24 protein-coding genes and 1 pseudogene are annotated in these 23226 nt (G+C 53.5%); 1 reads left to right on the forward strand and 24 read right to left on the reverse strand.

Annotation, left to right across the window (positions count from 1 at the left end; all coding sequences use genetic code 11):
* Nucleotides 1–36: 36 nt before the first annotated feature.
* The 8 genes and pseudogenes from VMF88_04960 to VMF88_04995 all read right to left on the reverse strand — a co-directional run bounded on the left by VMF88_04960 (nt 37) and on the right by VMF88_04995 (nt 4570).
* Nucleotides 37–891, reverse strand: coding sequence for an SRPBCC domain-containing protein (locus tag VMF88_04960; protein HTY10401.1), 855 nt, complete (start codon nt 889–891; stop codon nt 37–39).
* The gene (locus VMF88_04965) at nt 888–1199 is read right to left on the reverse strand and encodes a metalloregulator ArsR/SmtB family transcription factor (protein HTY10402.1); all 312 of its coding nucleotides are present in this window, start codon (nt 1197–1199) and stop codon (nt 888–890) included. Before VMF88_04965 ends, VMF88_04960 begins: the two co-directional genes overlap by 4 nt.
* Before the next feature lie 145 nt (nt 1200–1344).
* Nucleotides 1345–1857 (reverse strand): hypothetical protein, encoded by a 513-nt coding sequence (locus tag VMF88_04970; protein HTY10403.1) that lies wholly within the window; start codon nt 1855–1857, stop codon nt 1345–1347.
* Between the two features lie 197 nt (nt 1858–2054).
* Entirely contained in the window at nt 2055–2501 is a 447-nt protein-coding gene (locus VMF88_04975; GenBank protein HTY10404.1) for an SRPBCC family protein, read from the reverse strand.
* Between the two features lie 87 nt (nt 2502–2588).
* A pseudogene (locus VMF88_04980) lies at nt 2589–2717 on the reverse strand (serine acetyltransferase).
* Nucleotides 2713–3270 carry a dihydrofolate reductase family protein gene (locus VMF88_04985; protein ID HTY10405.1) on the reverse strand — a complete coding sequence of 186 codons (558 nt, stop codon included), beginning with the start codon at nt 3268–3270 and terminating at the stop codon, nt 2713–2715. The pseudogene VMF88_04980 and the gene VMF88_04985 overlap by 5 nt, the downstream one beginning before the upstream one ends.
* An 81-nt stretch (nt 3271–3351) precedes the next feature.
* A complete protein-coding gene (locus VMF88_04990) occupies nt 3352–3813 on the reverse strand; it encodes a DUF1801 domain-containing protein (GenBank protein HTY10406.1) in 462 nt (153 codons plus the stop codon).
* A gap of 157 nt (nt 3814–3970) precedes the next feature.
* The gene (locus VMF88_04995; protein ID HTY10407.1) at nt 3971–4570 is read right to left on the reverse strand and encodes a dihydrofolate reductase family protein; all 600 of its coding nucleotides are present in this window, start codon (nt 4568–4570) and stop codon (nt 3971–3973) included.
* Between the two features lie 309 nt (nt 4571–4879).
* Between VMF88_04995 and VMF88_05000 the strand changes: the two genes are divergently transcribed.
* On the forward strand, nt 4880–6865 hold the full coding sequence (locus VMF88_05000; GenBank protein HTY10408.1) for a hypothetical protein: 1986 nt from the start codon (nt 4880–4882) through the stop codon (nt 6863–6865).
* Between the two features lie 68 nt (nt 6866–6933).
* Here the strand turns inward: VMF88_05000 and purE are convergent, their stop codons facing one another.
* From purE to fabF, 16 genes are all read right to left on the reverse strand, one after another.
* Nucleotides 6934–7428 (reverse strand): 5-(carboxyamino)imidazole ribonucleotide mutase, encoded by a 495-nt coding sequence (gene purE / locus VMF88_05005; protein HTY10409.1) that lies wholly within the window; start codon nt 7426–7428, stop codon nt 6934–6936.
* A 436-nt stretch (nt 7429–7864) separates the two neighbouring features.
* Nucleotides 7865–9427, reverse strand: a complete 1563-nt coding sequence (locus VMF88_05010; protein HTY10410.1) for a tetratricopeptide repeat protein — start codon at nt 9425–9427, stop codon at nt 7865–7867.
* A 128-nt stretch (nt 9428–9555) separates the two neighbouring features.
* Nucleotides 9556–10725: an ABC transporter permease gene (locus VMF88_05015; GenBank protein ID HTY10411.1), complete on the reverse strand. Its 1170-nt coding sequence runs from the start codon at nt 10723–10725 to the stop codon at nt 9556–9558.
* A gap of 19 nt (nt 10726–10744) precedes the next feature.
* Nucleotides 10745–11908 carry an FtsX-like permease family protein gene (locus VMF88_05020; GenBank protein ID HTY10412.1) on the reverse strand — a complete coding sequence of 388 codons (1164 nt, stop codon included), beginning with the start codon at nt 11906–11908 and terminating at the stop codon, nt 10745–10747.
* 39 nt (nt 11909–11947) lie between these two features.
* The gene (locus tag VMF88_05025) at nt 11948–12628 is read right to left on the reverse strand and encodes an ABC transporter ATP-binding protein (GenBank protein HTY10413.1); all 681 of its coding nucleotides are present in this window, start codon (nt 12626–12628) and stop codon (nt 11948–11950) included.
* 46 nt (nt 12629–12674) lie between these two features.
* Nucleotides 12675–13916 (reverse strand): efflux RND transporter periplasmic adaptor subunit, encoded by a 1242-nt coding sequence (locus VMF88_05030; protein HTY10414.1) that lies wholly within the window; start codon nt 13914–13916, stop codon nt 12675–12677.
* 161 nt (nt 13917–14077) lie between these two features.
* Nucleotides 14078–16078: an aryl-sulfate sulfotransferase gene (locus VMF88_05035; GenBank protein ID HTY10415.1), complete on the reverse strand. Its 2001-nt coding sequence runs from the start codon at nt 16076–16078 to the stop codon at nt 14078–14080.
* Entirely contained in the window at nt 16075–16815 is a 741-nt protein-coding gene (locus VMF88_05040) for a hypothetical protein (GenBank protein ID HTY10416.1), read from the reverse strand. The genes VMF88_05035 and VMF88_05040 overlap by 4 nt, the downstream gene beginning before the upstream one ends.
* A 17-nt stretch (nt 16816–16832) precedes the next feature.
* Complete coding sequence (locus VMF88_05045; GenBank protein HTY10417.1) at nt 16833–17453, reverse strand: YhbD family protein; 621 nt, start codon at nt 17451–17453, stop codon at nt 16833–16835.
* Nucleotides 17454–17706: 253 nt separating this feature from the next.
* Nucleotides 17707–18195: a GNAT family N-acetyltransferase gene (locus VMF88_05050; protein HTY10418.1), complete on the reverse strand. Its 489-nt coding sequence runs from the start codon at nt 18193–18195 to the stop codon at nt 17707–17709.
* Nucleotides 18196–18219: 24 nt separating this feature from the next.
* The gene (locus VMF88_05055; GenBank protein ID HTY10419.1) at nt 18220–18720 is read right to left on the reverse strand and encodes a DinB family protein; all 501 of its coding nucleotides are present in this window, start codon (nt 18718–18720) and stop codon (nt 18220–18222) included.
* A gap of 27 nt (nt 18721–18747) precedes the next feature.
* Entirely contained in the window at nt 18748–19440 is a 693-nt protein-coding gene (locus tag VMF88_05060) for an SGNH/GDSL hydrolase family protein (GenBank protein ID HTY10420.1), read from the reverse strand.
* Between the two features lie 19 nt (nt 19441–19459).
* A complete protein-coding gene (locus tag VMF88_05065; GenBank protein ID HTY10421.1) occupies nt 19460–20557 on the reverse strand; it encodes an agmatine deiminase family protein in 1098 nt (365 codons plus the stop codon).
* Between the two features lie 21 nt (nt 20558–20578).
* Nucleotides 20579–20950: a four helix bundle protein gene (locus tag VMF88_05070; protein HTY10422.1), complete on the reverse strand. Its 372-nt coding sequence runs from the start codon at nt 20948–20950 to the stop codon at nt 20579–20581.
* 58 nt (nt 20951–21008) lie between these two features.
* Nucleotides 21009–21890 (reverse strand): carbon-nitrogen hydrolase, encoded by an 882-nt coding sequence (locus VMF88_05075; GenBank protein HTY10423.1) that lies wholly within the window; start codon nt 21888–21890, stop codon nt 21009–21011.
* Between the two features lie 64 nt (nt 21891–21954).
* Entirely contained in the window at nt 21955–23187 is a 1233-nt protein-coding gene (gene fabF, locus VMF88_05080) for a beta-ketoacyl-ACP synthase II (GenBank protein HTY10424.1), read from the reverse strand.
* Nucleotides 23188–23226 lie beyond the last annotated feature (39 nt).

Genomic DNA, 23226 nt, shown 5'->3' on the forward strand with positions numbered 1-23226 from the left:
TGATTGTTTTGAAGTATTGTTTAGAATGACAGCGTTCTATATCGCTTTGCCATCCGTGATAAAGTTACATAGCCACTCCTTGATCACCGTATTCCAGCTCTGCTCACACCTCGCATAGCACTCTTTTTCTGGAATTAGCCCTTCATGGGTAAAATGAATCACGCTTCGATCCCCTTTCGCGGCGATTTCGAAAACCAATTTTGTGCCCGTCCATTCAGATTTATTTTTTTCGATCCAATTCAGCGCGCTGTCGTCAACAAGCCAGACAATTTTCCTGCCGGGAACGACCTCAACCAGTTTCTGTTTTGAATAATGCCGGTCGCCGTGGCGAATGACAAATTCATCGTTGAGTTTTGTGCTCCCCCCTTCAATATCCTTCGTCCACCATTTCGAGACTTCGAGGATGAGTCTGAATACATCTTCGGGAGATCTTGCAACTTCAATTGTTGCCGTGTAATTTTTCTTCCCCGAGACATCCGCAAATTGACCGGGGAAAATATTCAGGAAGTAGTTCCACCCCTTCTCAAACCCTCGCCCTTCGTCGGTGTCCGGAATGTCCGAATGGACGAGGGTCATCAGCGTCTCTTCTCCCTGTTTCTCGAAGGTCACGGTCACCGTCGATTCTACTCCCATGGTGTCCGGCGAGACCCAGGTATGCTGAATTCGGTCTGGCCGCTCCGTTTTCGTGAACCTTCCGTATCCGTAGTGGTACATCCCCGGCTTGCGCCAGTAGAAGAGCCCGTCTGCTTTTTGGTCCAAGATCAGCTTGTCGACAGAACTCCAGGGATTGCCGGGAATTTTTGGGTTCAGCCACGCGTCGTAAACTTTATCCGGAGAAGCGGGGATCGTTCGTTCAAACCTAAATTCAAGGGCCTTCTTCAATCCATTCATGGCTTCCTCTCCTTCTTCTTCTTTTCCTTGAAATATTGTTCAAACAGGTCGAGGCGTTCGTTCCAGAACTTTTCATACTCATGAACCCATCCGGCGACCTCGCGGAGCGGTTCGCCCCGAAAAGAAATGTAAACCTCTCGCCCCTGTTTTCTCCGCGTGATAAGTCCGGCCCGTTCGAGCAGCTTCAGATGCTTCGTCACCGCGTTGAGAGCGGTATCGAACGGCTTTGCGACGTCGAGGAAGCGCGCAGGACCGTGGGCGAGCTGCCGGATAATTGCTCGCCGGGTCGGGTGAGAAAGGGCTGTCAAAACATTCGTCAATTGGTCCATATTTATATTATACCAAAAGGTGTAATATTATGCAAGTACTTTTTGAGAATTTTTTTTCCAGTGACGGGGCTCAGAAACGAAACTTTAACCGCCTGTCGTTACAGACGAACGCTCCGTAGCCTCCTCATTTCCGTTCCAACGTCACCCGGGCAAATGGAACCAGCTTGTCTTTCTCCTCCCCATCCATCAGCCATTGCCACGTGTCTGCTTTTTGGTCTCTCATAAAGGTCGTATGAAAGATGCTTCCATCCCTGCTCTTAAAGAGGAATGCCATGCGGTCCGGTTCACGCTTTGCATAGGCGATAATTCCGGTTAATCCTTGGCCCGATGTATTGTCCAGCCAAAGACAGGCGTATTGTTTCGACAATTCATCCCAGCCGATGGTGACGAGAGCTTCATATGCGGGGGCGCCGGTGCTGTCTCTCTCGCGGGAGACCTCGTGAAATTGCATGTATTCATGTCCAAGGATCCATTGCGCAGCGACGTCGTGAGTGGTCTGTTTTCCGGCGATGGTGCCGCGAAGAATCCAGGTGCCGGCAAACTGGTCGAGCAGCCGGTCCTGGAAAGATGCGTGTTGTGCAGACACCATGACCGCGCCAAGAAGACTACATGAAATCACAAGGAATACTCTTTTCATTGAATCACTCCTCTTGAATGAATAAACTGACCGAACACCGTAGTCATAAGTCGAATTGTTCTCTGAACTTCGCATTCCACTCGCGGTCCGTTGCTTAAATAAGCACGAGGCCTTCGATCGGTTGTGGCGTTTTTAGGCCATGCACAATAACGCCTCCGGTCCCCATCAACATGAACGAGCGGTTCGGCCGCCACCGATCATTTCCGTTCAACCGCGGACTTGATATCGTTCAGGTCTTGCAGGAGCGCTTTTTTCACCATCCCCCTGAAGAAAACCATCGGGAGCGACTTTAGTTTTGCAGCAATGCCTTGAGGTATGGAATCATGAGAACTCGTCAGCCTGATGCCGCTGATGTTCCCCGAAATGGTCATGGTGGATAAGAAGACGAATCCATCACTCTCCGCTCTCGTTTTATAGTACTCGTTCTCAGCGGCGTCGGTGATCCTCTTTTCCACAGCAGCCGGCTTCCCGAAATACATTCGGGTCTCGCGCCACTTGAGTCCTACAAGACCGCTCGTTGGTTTCTCAAGGAGTTCGATCTTCTCGATCCCGCTGATGATCTGCGCAGCGTTCTGGATGTCGGTCATGACGTTCCAGATCGTCTCCTTGGATCCGTTGATTGTGACCGTTGCTTCAACGATCATGTTGTTCCTCCTGGGGTTCGTGTAATGGTCCGGGGCTCATCGGCCGCATGGGACGGTCCGTATGGCAAAGCGTTTTGATGATACGTCATTGGTTCCGATAATGACGTTTTGATAGATAAGGACGTTCTTGCAAATTTTCGATGCGACGATCGTGCTCCCGCGTGCGTCATAAGCAAACAACACACTTCGAACTATTTGGGTAGAATTAATTTCACACTTGCTTTTTGTAGTGAAGGGCTACGATGCCGTCTTGAAGGGTTTTCGACCCGATAAGGTCAAACCGAAGGTTCGCCTGCAGCTTCACGGTTTCGAACAACCGCGCCCCTTTTCCGGCAATGACCGGGTGAACCACGAAATGATACTCGTCGATCACCCCGCGCTCAGAAAGCTGAGACGCAATGGTCAGCCCGCCGACGCAAATGTCCCCTCCGGACTGCCGTTTCAACGCAAGGACCTCTTCCACAAGATTTGCGCGCACGATCCGCCTCTTGCTTCCATCAACCTGTTTCAACGTCGTTGAGAAGACGACCATTTCGAGCGAGTCAAACACACTGGCAAACTCATTCTCCGATTCTGTTTCGGTAGGGTTTCCCGCGATGTCGGGCCAATAGGGGACCATGAGTTCATACGTTTTCCGGCCGTAAAGGAGAAGGCTCGAATTGCGCAGGATCCCGGTAAAGTACGCATGCACTTCTTCGTTGGGGATCATATCCGTGTGGCTGAAATAGCCGTCCGCGGTGACGTTGATCGCAAAAACAACCTTCCTCATAGGCCTCCCTTCATTACGTTGAATAAACATGCGGATGAAAAGCATTTTTATGCCGCATGGTTTGCGCGGTTGAAATCATTTTCATTCTTTCTTCTCTTTCATAAGCCTGATGCTCTCCTTCACCAACATCTTAACTATTTTGGCCGGTATCGGTTTATTTGCCGGAAAATTGACCACAGATCTCGTTCCGGTATAGTCTGCCAGTTCCGCTTTGTGCTTTGTTATTGCGAGGGGACGAACATGCAATCGCACATTAGGTTTCTTAAAACTGAACCAGGCAAACATACCATTATACTCATAGCCCTTATAGAAAAATCCGGGCATTTCAAAATAACTGACTGTCTCGAGAGCTCCCGGCGCCGCTTCTTGAATTGCAGCCTTCATTTCATTTAAGCTGGCCTGTATATCCTTTGGATGTTTGGCTATGTATTCCTTAACACCGCCGAGTTTAATTGCGTCAGTCGGTTTCACAATTTTTTCTCGAGAATCTATTTTGGGGGAGGGAGAACGATTAAGTTCCGTGCCACGGCGATTTGCCGGCAAGATACAGATCTTCTCATCGTCACAAGCGCGAACGTCTCAGCGGCAACCTGCGTTCGGGCCCAGGAGAAAAATCAAGCATCTGCTCCGCAGCTGTCACTCGTATTTGCCTGAATTTCCCGCCAGTCTTCTCCTCATGGTCGCAACCCGGCAAAAATTTTTACAGCTGACTCCCGGTCGTGACGGCTCCCGCGCGCTCATAGTTGACTGCAATGACGCCGCTCGAACCGATCTTGCTCTCCGTCACTTTGAACGCCGCCGGGATCGTCCCATCGGAGAATAACCGCTTTCCAGATCCCAACGTCAACGGATAGATCATCAGCCAGAACATATCGACCAGATCATGCTTCATCAGCGTCTGAAGGAGATGACTGCTTCCCCAAACGTGCAGATCAGGCCCCTGGTGCTGCTTGAGGCCGGTAATTTTATTCGCGATGTCGCCGCTCAAAAATACGGAGGGCTGCCATTTGCTGGAAGTCATTGTGTTTGAGGCGACGTACTTCGTGGCTGTGTTGACTCCGGGCCACACATCCCCGTGTTGCGGCCAAAACGCCCCCCAGATGTCGAAGGTTTTGCGTCCGAGCAGCAGGTCGAACGGTTCGTTCATCAATTTTCTGAGGAGCGTTTCAATAACCGGGTCCGAATATGGCGCACTCCACCCCCCATACGCAAAGCCCCCCTCCCTGTCTTCGTCCGGCCCGCCTCCCGCCTGTATGACGCCATCAAGCGTGATATGTTCGAACACAATAATTTTTCTCATACTGATCTCCGTGTAGTTTATGGTAGAGATTTTTGGAAAGAAGAGCAAGGTGGTCAAAAGGTGGTACCCCTTCTTCGAATTTCCACTTGACCTATCGTCTTTCAACAGGTAACTTAGCTACGAAAACGCCAATTTGCCCTTCGCCTCATTATCACCAAAACGAGTGGAGAGGGCATGAAGAAAATGTGACGTTAGAGATGAGCCCCGGTCACATAGATGTCCGCGTCACGGGAGAGTTCATGCTCGAAGGGACCATCAAGACCTTCCACGCCCCGATGGCGATCATTCGTTCTCATAAAGGAGTCTCCCTTGCAAAAATCCAATTTGTCCATTCTGATACTGATGATCTTTGCTCTTGAATCGCTTCATGCTCAAGCCGAACTGACTGCGTGGGGAAATTTGAGCGGGATCCGGATCGACGGGCAGCTGATGAAATTCACCTCCAGCCTTTGCCTGATCGGTCCTTCGATGGCGGATGTCACCTCCACGGGAAAAGAGAGACAGCATCCTCTCTACACACGAAAGGGGGACAAGCAAACCGTCACGACCGAGCTGTCGCAATTTTCATTCACGGAAGAGGTGCAGGATACCGACCACGGCGCCGCGACTTTGAACGTAAAAACAACAACCGCGGCAGACACTACGCTCACCGGCGTCTTTGTCTGCTTTGAGCTTCCGGCGGATGATTATGCCGGCGGGCGCATTCAGCTGTTCGATTCGACCGCGTCGGGAATCAGCGACGTTCCTCTGTTCCCGCTCAGACCCGGAAGAATGCCGCAGACCTTCCGCACAAGAAACTTCCTCAGCCAGGCTTTGGTCGGAGGGTTCCGCGTCACTTCTGCAACGCGCACACTTGAGGTAAGAACGGAGCGGCCGACGGAGATCATCGTTCAAAAAGGGAACCCGCGTTTCGGCAATGCCAACGACAGAATTTACCTCGCCGTCATGACCGGCCACACGAAGGACAGCATGACCGCCGAGAAAATGTTTTCGATCAGGGTCTCCGGCGACATCGACAGGAGTCCGGTGCGGATTTCCATCGATGCTGAGAAGCCGGGGAAGGCGTTCGACGGCATCGGCGGCAATTTCAGAATTCAGAACGAAAAACTCGACCCGAAAGTGATCGATTATTGTCTGGACAATCTTAACGTGCGATGGGCGCGCGTTGAGATGCCGTGGCGCAGCTGGCATCCGGTCGAGAGCGTGAACCCCCTCGAAGCGGCGCGTGGGGGGAAACTGGAGGAGAGCGTCCGCGGGGCGATGGAGATGGCACAGATGCTGACGCGGAGACACATTCCGGTCATTGTCAGCGCATGGTTTCCGCCGCAGTGGGCCATTGTCGGGGAAGCCAACTTTAGGAATGAAAACGGGATTTACGGCAATCCGCTCAACCAGAAGAAGATCCGGAGCATCATCAAGTCGATCGGCGACTATTTTGTCTATCTCAAAGAGGCCTACGGCGTCGAGCCTGCCCTCTTCTCGTTCAACGAATCGGACCTCGGCATCAACGTGCGCATGACCGGACAGGAACATGCAGATTTCATCAGGAAACTGGGGGCCTTCTTCGCATCGCAGGAACTTTCCACCAAACTGCTCCTCGGGGATAATTCGGACGCAACGACGGTCGACTTCATCCAGCCGGCGCTCGACGACCCGGCGACGCATCAATACATCGGAGCGATCTCCTTCCACGCCTGGCGCGGATGCGACAACTGGACACTGTCGAACTGGGGGGATGCAGCCCGCGAACTGAATGCGCCGCTTCTCATCGCCGAAGGGGGAACCGACGCTCAGGCGCACACGTATCCCGATATTTTCCAGGAACCGGCTTTTGCGATGGACGAGATCGATATTTACGTCCGTTCGCTCAACATCGCCCATGTGAGGGCGATACTCCAATGGCAGTTGACGTCCGATTATTCTTTGCTGAGCGGGGAAGGACTATTCGGAAACCAGGGGGAGTTGAAACCGACGCAGCGCTTTTGGAATCTGAAGCAGCTCGGAATGCTGCCGGCCGGATCGTTCATCCTGCCGACAACCTGTTCCAACGACGACATCAGTTGCGCTGCTTTTGCGGACATCGCCGGGGGGACGTATACGATCGACCTTGTGAATCACGGTGCTTCGCGCCCCGTTCGTCTGACCGGTTTTCCCGTGGGCGTGAAAGAGCTGCGGATCTATGTTACCGACGGCAAGCGGGGGATGGAAGAAGGAAAACGGGTACGGGTTGAAAACGGTGAGGCGAAATTTACGATCGACGAATTCTCCTTTACGACCCTGGTAGGGGTACGGTAGGAAACCGCGGAGGCGCTAAGGCACGAATTGGATTGATCACGCGTATCTTGGTCCCTTCGCGGTAAGATCTACGACCTTGGATCGGGGTGTTCCAGTATTGCCTTCACGGCCTTTTCCCGGTACTCTTTGATCGCCGTACGGAACTCCGGATGTTTCCCCGACATGATCGCCGCTGCATACAACGCCGCGTTGATCGCTCCCGGTTTTCCGATCGCGAGTGTTGCAACGGGGATCCCGGCGGGCATTTGAACCATCGAAAGAAGCGAATCCATCCCCTGCAGTGATTTCGATTCCATCGGAACGCCGAGTACCGGCAGCAGCGTCTTCGACGCGGCTACTCCCGCCAGATGCGCCGCTCCTCCCGCCGCCGCGATGATCACCTCGAGCCCGCGCGATTCGGCGGTGGTAATATAGTCGAACAACAGATCCGGCGTGCGATGGGCCGAGAGGACGCGCGCCTCGTACGGAATTTTCAGCTGATCCAGCATTGCACCGCAGTGCTGCAGCGTCTCCCAGTCCGATTTGGAACCCATGATCACCCCGACCAATATTTTTTCAGGCATATTCTCTCCGATGAAGTTCGACGTGTTCTAATCTATAAAAAATCAAAAAAATTGCAAGCGATGATTAAATAAGTAATTATGAAGCGTCCCATGGTCAAGGTCGTCGCTTTCCGACGACCAAAAGGCCGCGGTTGAAGACTTGCCTGGAAGCTATCTCAAAAATACGTCACCTCATCCTTCCCAACGGGTCTGCGACCCGCAGGGTCGTTGACGATGCGCTCTCCCGCTCTTCGAGCGGGATCGCTTACTCCCCGAAGGGGTCCTTTGGGGACAGGATGATCCACCCATTTGTTCACCCTGAGCAAGTCCCCAAAAGGTCGCCGAACAAAAGCGACTCTTTGAGGGAACGCGTCGAAGGGTCAATCTAATTTCATTTTTGAGATAGCTTTTAGGCGATGATGAGGAAGACACAGACGCTGGCTGTATCGTCCCTCTCTTATTCTTCCTTGATTTTATACTGCGCCGAATCAGGCCGGAGCTCGTCGTACATTTTCTTCAGCGCATAATACGCGATCTGGCTTCCACGGTAAGCGCTCTCACGGTACAACTTCACCGCTTCGGGTTTGCTCGGGGCAACGCCAGTTCCTGTTTCATAACAATAGCCGAGCGCCACCTGTGCAAGGAGCGATCCCTTGTGCGCCGCCGAGTCAAGCTCGGGGATCGATGCCGCGTACTCCTGCAAGTGCAGGTCCGAGATCAGGTTCGTCGCGGTCAATCGTATCTGCGCCTCGCGGCTCCCCAACGCGGCGGCCTCTTTCCAGTATTCGACCCCTTTTTCCCGGTCCTTCTCCACACCTCGCCCGGAGAAATAACAGAGGCCGATCTCGATCATCCCCTGGATATGATGCTGTGCCGCCGCTTTCACCAGCAGCTTGAACGATTCTTCCGGCGGCAGCTCGGTGTCGAAACCGACGGAGATCAAACCGGCACAGACGAATTCCGCATCGGCATTCCCTTCGAGGACGAGCGAATGCACTTGCTGGATGAATTTTTTATTCTGGTACACATTCCACAACAACGCCGGCGCGCGCGGGAATTCCAGGCGGATCGCCCTGAGGTACTCGGTCGCCGCCATCATCAGATTTTTTTTGACGATGATCCCCTTTTCGTAGAACCTGCCGAGCACTGCCAGCGCTTCCGGGCTGCCGACGTCGGCCGCATTCTCGATCAACACCAGCAACGTCGAATCGGCAACAAGTTTGTCAAGGTCGAGGGAAGAAATGCCGAGCGCGTACTTCAGCTCGGGGCTCCCTTTCTGCAGCATGTTTTTGAGAAAGGCGAGCTCGTCCTTCTCCGTCGCCGTTTCATTGCTGAAGTCGAGGAGGACGGGCTTCCATGAGTGCGTCGGCAGGACCAAGGCAGAATCTTTATTGGCGACGGTACGGACCGATGCGACGGAAGAGGTGTCCGACGAATCGGGATGGACTTCGCCCCGTTTTTCGAACTCGACGAGTGCCTCTTTCGCCGGCTGGAATCCCGCATCCGCCGCCTTCTTCATCCAGCGGTACGCTTCGGTCCAGTTCTGCGGAGCCACCAGGTTGTCGGTCAGGATCGAGGCGTAGACGTATTCCGCCTCCGGCATCCCTTCTTTCGCTGCGTACTGAAAATGTTCGAACGCTTTGAACGGATTCCACGGCACCCCCCACCCGTTGTTCAAAAAGATCCCGAGATTGTAGTTTGCCATCACCATCCCCTGGTCGGCCGCTTTTTGGATCCAGTACGCGCTCTTCACCGTGTCGACGCCGAACCCCCGGCCGAGAAAATAGCGGATCCCGAGCTCGTGCTGCGCGGACGCATCGCCGTTGTTCGCTTTTTCCATCAGCTTGAATTCTTCCCACAGCTCGTACGATTCATCCGACCGTCTGATCAGGTTCAGCGACGGAGCCCGATGCTCCTTGAAAACCGCAGCTTTGGTGGAATCTTGAGCATGAAGGGGGGAGGAAAAAATTCCGAGAAAAACGATGGCGCATCCCAAAAAGAACATCCGCGTGACCATCATGGTGTGACCGCTCGACTCCCGGAGAATGTAAAAAGAGGGGTTCGTGGAAGTGTATAATTAGACGGATGAAACGAGATTTTGTTTACTGCTGAAATCGAAATTCGGTCCGGCGAACGGGCGGATTTCCGTTATGATGCCCGCAGCGCGTTAATAATATCCAGCCGCGAAGCTCGGACCGCCGGCAGGAAGCCTCCCACCAATCCCATAAAAAGAGAAAAGACCAGCGTGGAGAGCGCGATACCTGCGGTGAAATGGAAGCCGAACGCGAGCTCGGTAAACGAGGTAAAGTTCGTCGTGGAAAAGGAAACGAATTCAAGAAACGACGCAAAGAGCAATCCCAGTCCCCCGCCGACAAGGGAGAGGAGCATCGCTTCGGCCAGGAAAGCGGCGAGGACGCTTCTGCGGCGGAAGCCGAGGGCGCGCATCGTACCGATCTCGACCGTCCGGTTCGCGACCGCCGCATACATCGTGATCATCGCGCCGATCATCGCACCGGCGCTGAAAATGATGGTGATGATCAGGCCAAGGATGCGGATGAATTGCGCCATTCCCTGCGATTGTTCTTCGTAGAATGCTTTTTCTCTTTTCGGTTCAAGATCGGCCAGCCGCTGATCGCTTTCCATCCGCGTCTTGAACGCGCCGAAGTCGTCGACATTCTTTAATTTCACCGTGAGCGAGGAATAGACCGGGCGGTTGAACGCAAGCATCAACTGATCCGCATCGGCCCAGATCTCGGAAGCGAAGCCGCTTTTCCCGGCGTCGAACACGCCGACAATCGTCCAGAACCCGGACCCTATCTGCACCGTCTGTCCCACGGCGACTCCCTGAAACTGCGACGCCACAGCGTTGCCGATGACGATCTCGGACGAGCCCTGGCGGAACATGCGTCCTTCTTTTATTTTCACCTGCGGCCGCATCGTCGCTGAGCCGGCAGAGACGCCGCGCACCGGTACGTTCGCCATATCCTTCGTTCCGTTCTTGCTCAAATTAATGATCGTCACCACGTCTGCCGTCGCCATCGGTTTGCCGTCCGTTCCGGTCGCTACTTCCGGGAACGTTGAGATATTCGCGACCGACTCCCGCCCGATCGCGCTGACCAGCTCGCTCTGCGCCGACTTTCTGACGATGATGACGTTGTCGTCGGACCCGGTCGAAACCAGCGTTTGCTTGACGCCTTCGGAGAGCATCAGCACCGCGGCGAAAACAAAAACGACGAGCGTGATGCCGCCGAGCGTAAGGGACATCGTCAGCCGGCGCGTCCAGAGATTGCGAATGATGTACGAAAAAGGAATTTTCATGGCGGCGCTATGGTAGTGGTTATCCGATCTGTCGTAAACCGTCGACTATTTTGATGCGCGACGAACGTATCGCCGGAAATACGGAGGCGAGGAGTCCGACAAGGAACGAGAGCGAAAATGAAAGGATGATCGTCGACGGCTCGACGTTGAAAATCGGGAACATCGTCGGGAACCCTGCCGCCACACCGGCCGCCATGGGGAAGGTCAGCGCGATCCCGATGCAGCCGCCGAGCATGGCGATGACCAGCGATTCGCCGGTCACCAATCCGATGATGTGCCCGGCGTTGAACCCGAGCGTTTTCAGCACGGCATATTCTCTGATCCGCTCGCGTGCGGACATGATGATGGTGTTCGCAAGGACGAGGAGAATGATGCCGATGATCACGTACGAAACGACCTCGAGGGAAGTGAGGATCGCGCTCGAAAGGGAGACGAAGCTCTGCTGAAACGCTTTTTCAGTTTCCGTTTTTGTCTTTGCGGGTGAATTGGCAAACAGCGCGTCGATATTTTCCGACACCGTTGCCGCATCGTTTGCGTTCGCGATCTGAACGGCGTACCATCCGACCTGGCCGGAGCGGTACAGCGCGGTCTGCTTCAGCGACTCGTCGAGGTACGACCACTGGAGGAACATCTGCGTCTCATCGACCGTCTTGTCCTTTCCCGTGTACACTCCGCGGATCACGAACTGCCAATGGCCGGGGTAAATGTCCCCTTCGATGGGGATGACATCCCCGATCTTCCAGCCGTACTTCTCCATGATCTTTCTTCCTACGATGCAGGCGTTCCGTTCCTTCTTGAACGTCTCCAGCTGGTCTGGAGGAATGACAAACTCGGGATACATGCTGAGGAACTGCTCGGCGTCGACCGCATAGCGCGGGAAAAAGTTGTCGAATGATTGATCCTTGTACACTCCCTGAAACCAGTAGGCGTACGATACTTTCGTTACACCGGGGACTTTTTCGATCTGCTCCTTATAGGAAAGAGGGAGCGGATAGACGAACGACACCGCGTGGCGCGTGATAAGGCGGACGGAGGAGGAGGACGCAACACCCGAATTCCATGCCGAGACGATCGTGCGGAGAAACCCGAAGGCGAAGACAGCGCACGAGAGGCCGAGGACCGTCAGGAATGTCCGCAGTTTATGCCGCAGCAGGTTCTTTAAGACAAGCTTCAACACTTTCATGATTTTTTCCTCACTGGTTCACGTCGATGCGGGGAGCGGTCAATTTTCCAGCAGATCCCCTTTTTCAAGATGGCGCACTTTGTGCGCCTTTCCCGCGGCGTGCGGATCGTGCGTGACCATGACAATGGTCTTTTTGAACTCCGTGTTCAACCTTTCCATCAGGATCAGAATTTCGTCGGCCGATTTCTTGTCGAGGTCCCCCGTCGGTTCGTCCGCAACGATGATTGTCGGGTCGGTGACGATCGCGCGTGCGATCGCGACGCGCTGTTCCTGTCCGCCGGAAAGCTGTTTCGGATAATGCTTCATACGGTCGCCGAGACCGACCACGTTCAACGCGGCCTCCACGTGTTCGCGCTTTTCCTTTTTCGACAGGTTTGTCAGGAGCAATGGCAGCTCTACGTTCTCGTACGCCGTGAGCACGGGCAAAAGGTTGTAGAACTGGAAGACAAAGCCGACGTTGTGCGAGCGCCATTTCGCGAGCGCAGATTCGCCGAGCGTCGAGATGTCCGTTCCGGCGATCTTGAGCGATCCGCTGTTCGGCCTGTCGATGCCGGCGATAAGATTCAGCAGCGTCGTCTTGCCGGACCCCGACGGTCCCATAAGCGCGAGAAATTCGCTTTCGGGGATGTCAAGCGTAATGTTCTGCAGCACGGGGATCTCCATGCTGTCCCGTTTATAGATCTTCGTCAGGTTGCGGATTTGAACGATTGGCTCTGCCATAAGTGCTCTTTGGATTGATGAAGATAGTTCTCGACCTGAAAGCCGATTATTTTGCCTGGGCTATTTTTGTTCCCGAAGAGAGTTTTGCCGAGGGATGATTGACGACCTTGTCTCCGACCGCAAGGCCCTCTTTGATCTCCATGCTGCTCCCCATCAACTCCCCGACGACCACGGGGGTCGCCACGACGCTTTCATCGCGGACAAGGAAGGCAACTTTTTTCCCGTCCCGCGTGGCCACTGCCGAGACCGGCACGGAAATTTTCGGCGTGGAATTTTCCGTCGGTTTATCGGTTTCCTTGCTCAGGAAGATCGCCTTTGCGCTCATCTCGGGAAGAACTAGATCATCCCGGTCGAGGAACTGGATCTTCGTCAGGACGGTCGCTTTCGCCCGGTCGGCGGTCGGGACAATTTTGTGGACGGTGCCGTGGTACCGCTTATCGGGAATCGCGTCGAGAGTGATCTCGCACGGCTGGCCTGTGTAGACTTTTGAGATGTTGGATTCCGACACATCGGCTTCGACTTCGAGCGAGTTCATATCAGCGAGGGTCACGATATCGCCGCGCGAACCGGAGGCCGCCCCGAACGGCGTGATCACGTCCCCCACGTCGGCGTCTTTTGTGAGCACCGTTCCGTCGAACGGGGCGCGGATGTTGGTGTATTCGACCTGCACCTCCGCGGCGCGGACGGTAGCTTCAGCAGCGTTCAGCGAAGCTTCGGCCGACGTAACTCCGGCGATCGCCTTTTTGTAGCGGGCGTTTGCCGGGTCATAGTCCGCCTCCGACGCAAGATTCTTCTCGAAGAGCGATTTTTCCCGCTGATAGTTCGCTGTCGCGTCGTCGAGCTCCGCTTTGGCCTGATCCACCCCCGCCTTCGCAACCCCAAGATTCGCTCTCGCCTGGCCGAGCGCCGCATCGACGTCGCTGCTCTCAAGCCGCCCGATGATGCTCCCTTTCGTGACGCGGTCTCCTTCGATCACTCCGAGATATTCAAGCCGCCCGGTTCCTTTGGACGCCACCGCCGCTTTGCGCTGGGCGACGACATAACCGCTTGCCGTCAGCACCGTGTTCGCCTGCGACGGGTACGTCAACGAGACGGTCACAATTTCAACTTGTTCAGTTGATGCAACGCCTCCGCCGAAAATAATGAACGCGGCAACGACGAGCACAACGGCGCCGATGGATGAAAAGAGAATGACCTTCTTCTTCGAACCGCCGGATTCGCTCGGAGCGGAGGCACTTCTATTGATGCGGAGCGATGACAGGTCCGCTTTTTGCGCTTCAGATGACATGATCTAAATATTTGCTGAGTATTGGCTGAAGAACTGACCCGCGGGGTGCAGATCCATGTAGACAGAGTTGTATAATATGCGAAAATACGGGACGAAAATCAATACCGTGAAGGCCGATGTTTTGCGCAGAAAATATTCCAAAAAACCGCCGAGAGATCATTTTACTTTACCAGGGTCATCATTTTTGTAAATGAGCCGTCCGGAGTGAACAATCTGTACATCAATACGCCGCCGGCGCAGCGTGACCCGTCGAAGCGCACGGTATACGAACCCGCCGGCTTCGTGTCGTTCACGAGCGTGGCAAGTTTTTTGCCGAGCACATTATAGACGACAAGTCTGACGCGCGACGCCCTCGCTACACTGTAGCGAATGGTCGTGCTCGGATTAAATGGATTCGGATAATTTTGTTCAAGGGAAAACGACGACGGCGCGGCATCAGCTTTTCTCACACTCGTTGCGCCGGTCGACTGCGTCCAGTCAAATCCAAAGGCGCGATAGCTGACAATGCTGTCGGGAAATTGAGCCTCAAGAGCCGTGGAACCATCGGGATGAACCTCGGTGAATGCCAGCGGCGCGGTCCCCCATCCGATGAGCGTATTGCCGTCTGCCAGACGTTCGATCGACCCCATCGCCATGGAAAAAATATCCGGCGAATGTCTGAATTGCCAGACAAGCGTGGCAGTTTTTGCCTGTTCGTCGAGAGCGTATTCGACGCCTCTCGAGAATTCTACGGACCGGAAATTCCCGTTATCGAAGAGGATCATCGTCCCTGTTGCAGTCCTGCGGATCGAATGCTGATGAGAAAAGAGAAGGGAGTCATTGATGAACTGAAATTGGTTGTTCTTCCCTCCCCATCTCCAGATGATCTCACCAGTGGTCCGATTGATCTTTGTGATTTCATCAAGATGCCTGCTCGACAAAAGAATGTTTCCGTCCGCGTCCAGGTCGATCGCATTGGCATGGACGTAGTCGATGCTGGCGGCCGTCAAATCCTCGTGCGTCGCATCGGTGATAAGAAAGTGGTCGAAGCTTCTCCATTGAAAAATCACATTTTTATTCTTGTCGAGCTCCTGAATGACCATTCCCCACACCGTTGCATTGGAATTGCCGCCGGCGACGATCTTGCTCATGTCGACGATCTCCGGATCGTCTCCGAGCAGGAGCGCATGCCCATCGGCAAGCAAGCGCAGCTCGTGGAGGTCCGTTTGATAGCCGTTTCCGCATTTATAGCTATCGATGACGTTGTACGAGCTGTCCATCTCAAGATAACTGCCGGACGAAGCATCGAAGTAGGTCAAGAGGCCGTTCGGCTGCAGTGTGAAGCCCATATTCTCCGAGTTTGTCTTTTTCCAGAAGACCGGTATTCCCTGGTTGTTCACGATCATCAAATATTGTTCATCGGACGGAATAAGGGTCACAAATTGCTGATGGTCGCCGGCCCTCCCGGATTTGAACGTGCCCAGAAATATCTTGTCTGCTGAAGCATCGGCAGCGTGACTCACAACAGGCAATGGAAAATCTGAGGGAAGGCTGTCGGATGAAACAAGCGGCGATGCACTGCGAAAATTGCCGGCGTGGCGCGTAAAAAAAGAACGAGAAGGATTTGGCGCAGCGAAGGGGGGTTGAGCCCGAAATTCCTGCACGGCCGCAACGGTTGCGCCAATGTCGAAGCGATAGCTCGGCGGCGCAATCGTGGTTCCCTCCAGCGTCTGCAAGGGATGAATGGCTTGAACGGAGACTCGTTCCCCCGGGGTGAACGGGGCATCGGGAATAATCATGACTGTAGTTCCATCATCCGATAACGACGAATGCCAGGGATGTTCTCCGCTCTCAGAGCCGGTCAATTGAATGAAAGATCTATCCGAAAGAACAGCGGGATCAAATTTCCCCTTTGTCCGGACAATGACGGTGGTTGACGGAGAAAGGTACTTGGAATCAGGAAGCGGAAAAAAATAGACGATCTCTCCGCGTGAAAGCGCGGTCGCCGGAAGCGTCAGCGCCAGAAAATATGCGGAAGTCAAAAGCATCGAGAGCTTGTTGCCGCGGGGACGCACGGCCGGATAGAAAAGATTCCGGAAGAGCGTGGTTGTGCTTCGGGCCGGAATCCCAAGGATCGCGGAAGCCCCGCTGCCGCAGGACGCTATGGCCTGCAAATTGTTCATCGCGCCTTTTTGCTCTCTTTTACTTTAGCGTTGTCGGACTGTACAAATTTTCCTCTGTATTCAACGAGTGCGATGTCGCATCCGTTTCCGATGCTGACGTTGTTTCCACGAACAGCTTTTGCCTTTGTATCCTCAAGATGAATATCGTCCCCCTCGATCGTATCGGTCGACAATCCCCCCTGAAGGTCGAGCGAAAAAAGAAGCGAGTTGATCAATCGCCCCAGGCGAAACGTATTCCCTCTGCGGACATTGATCGTTTCTCCGCCTATCTCTTTTGCGCGGCACGGTCCGTAAAGCACGACGTCGACATTTCCGGCGTTGAGAAGACCGCCGACGCTGAACGCTCCCTTCGAAACAAACGTCTCCGCGGTGCAATCATCCTTTGCCTTGAAGCCCCCTTTGATCTCAAGATGATCGGCCGATAGTTTCCCGCCGATAACGGCCGTGCCGTCGACTTTCAACTCCTTTGCATCGACGGCTCCTTTCACTTCCAGCATTCCGCTTACCTTAAAATCATCCGTTTCGAGGCTCCCGGCGATGGCCGTCCGTCCGGTCACTTTGCCCGTCTTTGTTTTAACAGAACCTTCGATATCGGACGTTCCCGAAACTTTCAGGTCGATGCAGTCAAAATCGCCGTTGATGTCCCCCTGGCCGTTGACGACAACGTTGTTATAGTAGCCCCCCGAAGCGGAGGCGCTCCCGGAGATCTTCAAGTCGTGCCTTGTTTTTTTATCCATAAACATTCTCCATTTATTTATAGAAGCATATTTAATTCTTCAACGCATTGTGCGAGGTTAATGCGGGCCGCTACTTTTAACCCTTGCTCGAAGTGCACGGGTGAGGTGGCTGGAAGCAGCGCCGCGAACGAAACTCCGGTCTTGCGGATGACAACCAATTCGCATGCCTTTCCTTCAAACGAGCCGTAGCCTTCTTCCATCGTTTTTACTGCACTTTTGGCTTCGTCAATTCCGACATCCCCCGAGTGCAAAAGGCGATCCATCACGAACAAACTGAGGAGGGTTTGAAGCGAGACACTGGTATCGGGATTCTTATCGTTAAAATAATTCTGGATCGTGGTGTCCAAAACGATTTTTCGGCCTCTGACCTCTTCTATGGTGAGGGATGTCTGACCAAGTGCAGGAGAAAAAACACCGGCAATGTCGTCAAGGGAACGGTCTTCTTTCATCCCCTTAATTTTGTCGATTCGCGCCAGAATACTCTCTCTGGGAAAGAAAGTCTCCTGCCCTGTGAAGGCCGATTTTTTGACAAACCATTCTTCCGGGATCAGGTTTTTTCGTTTCCATCGATAGAGTTGTCCGTACGAAATGCCGGTGAGTTCCAGCAGTTCTTTCTTAGAGATCAAGTCGCTGTCCATAGAGCTTTCTTCGAGAAGATAGACATCATAAAAAGGTCTCTCCAATATAACATAACATTGTTACGTTGTCAAGAGGCATCGCTATATCGGTTCTCTTGAATTAACTCTACTCCTCTGCTGCAAAATACTGTGAATTCAGGCTGCTTTGAGCAGAACTGGCGGGATATTTTTTACGCCACAATATATCTTACGTAGAGAAGCGAACATTGTTTCACTGCGTCTGAAAATAATTCGCCTTTTCGGAGCGGGTGGGTTATGAACTTTTTGCGAGGAATTCGAGAGCTTCCCCAGTTAAGCGGAAAATTTTCCAGTCATCAAGAGGAACGGCTCCCAATTTTTTGTAGAAGGCGATCGACGGTTCGTTCCAGTCGAGCACGGCCCATTCAAACCGGCCGCAGTTCCGTTCTTTGGCAATCCCGGCGAGATGGATAAGGAGGGCTTTCCCGATCCCTTTTTTGCGGAAGTGCGGAAAGACGAACAGGTCTTCCAGGTAAATTCCCGGACGGGAAAGAAATGTTGAAAAGTTATGGAAGAAGATCGCGAACCCTGCAGGTTCGTTCTCATAATACGCGATGACAACCTCTGCAAATTTCTTCTCGCCAAAAAGCGCGCCGCGAAGGAGCGCTTCTGTTGCGACGCACTGGCTCGACAGGCGTTCGTACTCCGCAAGCTCTTTGATGAACCTGAGGATAAGCGGGATATCCTTTTCCACTGCGGGCTGAATATGAATTGAGGGTGGCATAGGTGAAGTACAGTTATTCCGATATTATGGCTTGGCGGGAATTCCCATCCGCGCCCATTCTTCGCGCGCGGGACCGTAAACTCCGGGAACGCGCAGGCCGGCTTGCCGCATCAGCACCGTCATCTGGCCCCGGTGATGAGTCTGATGCCTGAGCAATGAAGCGAGCGCAAAACCGCGCGTCCATTTCTGACCGAACATATGAACCTCTTCCTCCAGCGAAGAACCGGTCCAGTGTTCCTCGATCTGATTTCCTATCGACGCTGCCGTGGCTTCATAGGCATCCACAATAGCCCGTGCATTGTCGGGCACTGGCGAATCTTCCGGCGGCAGGGAAATTGTCAGGCCGGCTTTTTTGCCCGTCTCTCCGACAGCGAGCACGATATGCCAGGCAAGTAAACCGAGCGACCTTCCGTCGGGCGTAACTCTTTGCCCGAGCGATGAGTCGGTCAGCGCGCGGAAAATTTTCAGGGTCGATGATGTTTCGCGGCGCCAATCTTCCAAAAGACCATCAAGTGTTCTATCCATTCCAATTCCTGCTTCAATTCACGAACGTCACTGCTCTAGCGTTTTGAGGATCTGTTCGGCGACAAAGAGATTGCCGGCATCGTTGAGATGCACTCTGTCCACGGTCAGAATTCCTTTTTCTTTGTTGTTTGGATTATTCGATTTCAGATAAGCAGCAAACGACTTGTGGAGGTCGCACAACGTACTGCCGGTTTCTTTTGCAACGCGCCGGCTGATGTCCGAATACTCTTCAAGCATGGCATCCTGCGGATTCGACCCGTCGGTCTTTTCGCCTATCACGCTCGGCGTACAAAGAACAACGCGCGCACCGACGCCGTGAATAGACCCGATGATCTCTTTCAATCCGGCTTCATAATTTTCTTTTGTTGTTCCTGTAAGCCCAGGCGTCGCCCAATGCCACACGTCGTTGATGCCGATATAAATCACGACGATGGTCGGGTGTTTTTCCAGCACGTCTTTGGTCAACCGCTTTTGCAGGTCGGGAACTTTATTGCCGCTGATGCCTGCTCCGATCACTTCGATATTCATCTCTCCGTGATTCTTATGGAGACTGTCCTGGACAATTGTGACGTAGCCGTTGGGCTTTACGCCGAGCTGGGTAATCGAATCTCCTAAAAACACGATCCGTTCTCCGTTATGCAGAAAGTGCTCCCCCGCCGCACATCCCATGAGAACAGTCACGATCAAAAGAAATCCTTGTTTTAAGGATGAGCTTTGCATACTTCCTACTCCTTACTGCTTAGTCCTTACTGTTTACTCCTTCAGCAATCACTCCTTGCATTATTTGTCTGTTCTCCACAAGCGGCTCCTGCTGGCTGATACAATGGAGCGTTCCAAGTCCCCACGCCAGATCGACGCAATCGATCCCGAGCACTGTCCGGTCTTGGAATTCACGCTGAAGAATCTCAATCGCGATGGGGTCGTTCGCATCCTGAAAGGTCGGCACCAGCACGACATTGTTTGCGATGAGAAAATTCGCGTAGCTCGCCGGTATCCTCTGGTCATTGAAATAAAGGGGGGATGGCATCGGAAGCTCGACGATCCGGAAGTGATTTCCTTTGAGGTCCGTCAATCCCTGAAGCGTAATGAGATTTCTTTGAAGAATTGCGTGGTTCTCGTCGGCGGGATTATTTTCGACGACGGCGACGATCGTATGCGGGTTGACAAAGCGAGCCGAGTCGTCGATATGACCGTCGGTATCGTCCCCTGCGATCCCTTCATCCACCCACAAGATCTTTTCAACATTATAGTACTCGCGGAGGTATTCTTCGATCTCCTCTTGCGTGAGAGCGGAATTCCGGTTCTTATTCAGCAAACATGACCTGCTCGTCAACAGACATCCCTCGCCGTTGACGTCGATCGCTCCTCCTTCCATGATGATGCCGGGATGAAAGACCGGGAGTTGGCGTACTTCGGCGATTCGCGACGGCACAATGTCATCCTGATCAAACGGAGGGTATTTCCCTCCCCAGGCATTATACCCCCAGTCGATAATTGCGAGCGGCTCGGTCGCGGCGGGATTGACGACAAATGCTGGACCGTGATCGCGGCACCACGAATCGTTCGTCGGGATCTTATAGAGTGTAAATTGGGAAGCAGGGACGCCGGCACCACGGAGGCGCTCCCTCACATCCTCCATCATCCCATCGTCAACCACATTAATATTCACGTGCTGGTACTGGGCGAGTGTCTTGACAATGCCGGTGAACACGCCGGGGATCGGCTCAAACTTGCCGGGCCAGGTCTCTTTATTGTGCGGCCATGAGAACCACGTTGCCGCCTGCGGCTCCCACTCAGCGGGGAAACGGTATCCGAGTTGTCGAGGAGTTTTGGTCAATGAACAGTTAGCAGTAAGCAGTTAACAATCTTTTCTGTTTTGGATCCGTGTGGTTTTTAGAATGGCAAAGAGGATTTTTGATAATTCGTCAGCATCCGTAAACAAGGAATCGTACAATTTCCCATCAATGAATCTTGTTTCCTTCATTAAAGAAAGCCAGTATTTGGTTTCAAGACTCTCTTTATACGAAATCGAAACTTTGTTGGAAAAATCAGATTTAGAAATCGCACCGTTTGCCTCGGCTATATTTGCGCCGATAGATGTCCCCGACCTAAGCAATTGTTTTGATAAGATAAATTCCCTTTTAGTGTTGGAAATCCACTTGCACACTTTAACAACACGAACTGCAAACTTAAAAGCCTTCAAATAAAGGTTGTTCCCTTCCTTCAGCATTCTCCCCCCGAATCTGATTCTTGTTCATTGTTCGCTGTTAATTGTTCATTGTTTACTGTCAGCCGTCTCCGTCCAGCATTCTGCTCGTCAGTCCGCCGTACGCATCGATTCTCCTATCGCGCAGGAAGGGCCAGTGGGTTCGGGTGATGTTGGAGCGGTTCAGGTCGACGTCGGCAATGAGCACTTCTTCTTTATCGTGCGACGCTTGAACAAGCATTTCGCCGAACGTGTCAGCGACAAACGAAGCTCCCCAAAACGCGAGATTTTCTTCCGTGCCGACGCGGTTGACCGAGACGACCGGAATCCCATTAGCCACCGCATGCGAACGCTGGATCATCTGCCAACCCTGGAATTGTTCCTCCTTCGTCTTTGCCTCTTCTTCTTTCGCCCAGCCGATCGCGGTGGGATAAAATAAAATCTCGGCCCCCGAAAGCGCCGTCAGCCTCGCCGCCTCCGGATACCATTGATCCCAGCAGATCAAGACGCCGATCGTGCCGAACTTCGTCTTCCAGGATTTGAACCCGGTATCGCCGGGAGTGAAGTAGAATTTTTCATAAAAGGAGGGGTCGTCCGGAATGTGCATCTTCCTGTATTTGCCGAGGTAGCTTCCATCGGCGTCGATGACGGCTGCGGAGTTGTGATAAATTCCCTCGGCCCTCTTTTCAAACAACGGGAGAATGATGACAACGCCGAGCTCTTTCGCAAGCGATTGAAATCGCTTTGTCGTATCGCCTGGAATCGGTTCCGCAAGAGCGAACACTTTGTATTCTTCTTTGACGCAAAAATAGAGCGAGCGGAAGAGTTCCTGCAAACAAACGATGTTCGCCCCTTTTGCCGCTGCCTCGCGAACGCCGGCGATCGCTTTCTTCACATTCTCAGCCGGGTCCGCAACACACCGCATCTGCACCAACCCGATTTTGACTTTTCGTGATCCTGACATTGCTCTAAATTCAAAATGAGAAATTCGCAACCGTTAGAATTTTTGATCCTTCCTATTTCATTTTTCATATTCTTTCAAAGCAAACCGTCGCATTCGTTCCGCCGAACCCGAATCCGTTTGAAATGGCGTACTGGATCTCCTGCTTCCGGGCCTTATTCGGAACGTAATCGAGGTCGCATTCGGGGTCGGGATTGTCGAGGTTGATCGTCGGCGGAAGAATGCCGTCCCGCAGAGCAAGAATTGTGAAGGCCGCTTCGGCGGCCCCGGCCGCGCCGAGCAAATGGCCGATCATCGATTTCGTCGAACTCATCGCTAATTTCTTCGCATGCGTGCCGAAGGCTTTTTTCACGGCCTTCGTTTCCGCGATATCTCCAAGCCCCGTGGATGTGCCATGAGCGTTGATGTAATCGATCTGCTCTGGTTTGAGTCCCGCGTATTCGACGGCGAGTTTCATCGCTCGCCGGGCCCCATCGCCGTCATCGGGGGGAGCGGTGATGTGGAATGCGTCCGCCGTCATCCCGCAACTTAACATGCGCGCATAAAGTTTGGCGCCGCGCCGCCGCGCGTGCTCTTCTTCCTCAAGAATAATAACGCTTGCTCCTTCGCTCAGTACAAACCCGTCCCTGTCCTTATCGAACGGACGCGAGGCGCGCGCAGGCTCGTCGTTCCGTCTCGACATGGCTCTCGCCGAGCAGAAACCGGCAAACGCAACTTCCGTCACCGACGCCTCGGAGCCGCCGACGATCATGACGTCCGCCTCGCCGCGGCCGATCGTATGGAATCCGTCAGCGATCGCATGATTTCCCGTGGCACATGCGGAAACAACGGCGTAGTTCGGCCCCTTCGCCCCTGTACGAATGGCAATATATCCCGACGGCATGTTGATGATCGCCCCCGGTATAAAGAACGGCGTCACATACCGCGGGCCGTTCTTTGAGACGTTGATCGCCGTCTCGCTGATGCTCACCACGCCGCCGATGCCTGATCCGATGACGATGCCGACCCTTTCGGCGTTCGCCGGAGTGATTTCAATGCCCGAATCTTTGAGCGCGTCCAATGCCGCGGCGACGGCGTAATGGTTGAACAGGTCGAACCTTCGCGCCTCTTTCGGCTCGAAATATTTCGTGACATCGAATCCTTTGATCTCCCCGGCAATGCGAGTCGGATACTGCTCGACAGGAAAGCGTGTCACCGGGCCGATTCCCGATTTTCCGGCAATGCATTGCCTCCATGACTCCTCGGTCGACAAACCGATGGGAGTGATCAACCCGATGCCCGTGACGACAACTTTTCTCATGTTTGGCTGTTTATGAACCTCAAAGCGGGGATGTTGTGG

The organism is Bacteroidota bacterium (genome assembly GCA_035506275.1).
Classification (GTDB): domain Bacteria; phylum Bacteroidota; class Ignavibacteria; order UBA10030; family UBA8401; genus JAGVPT01.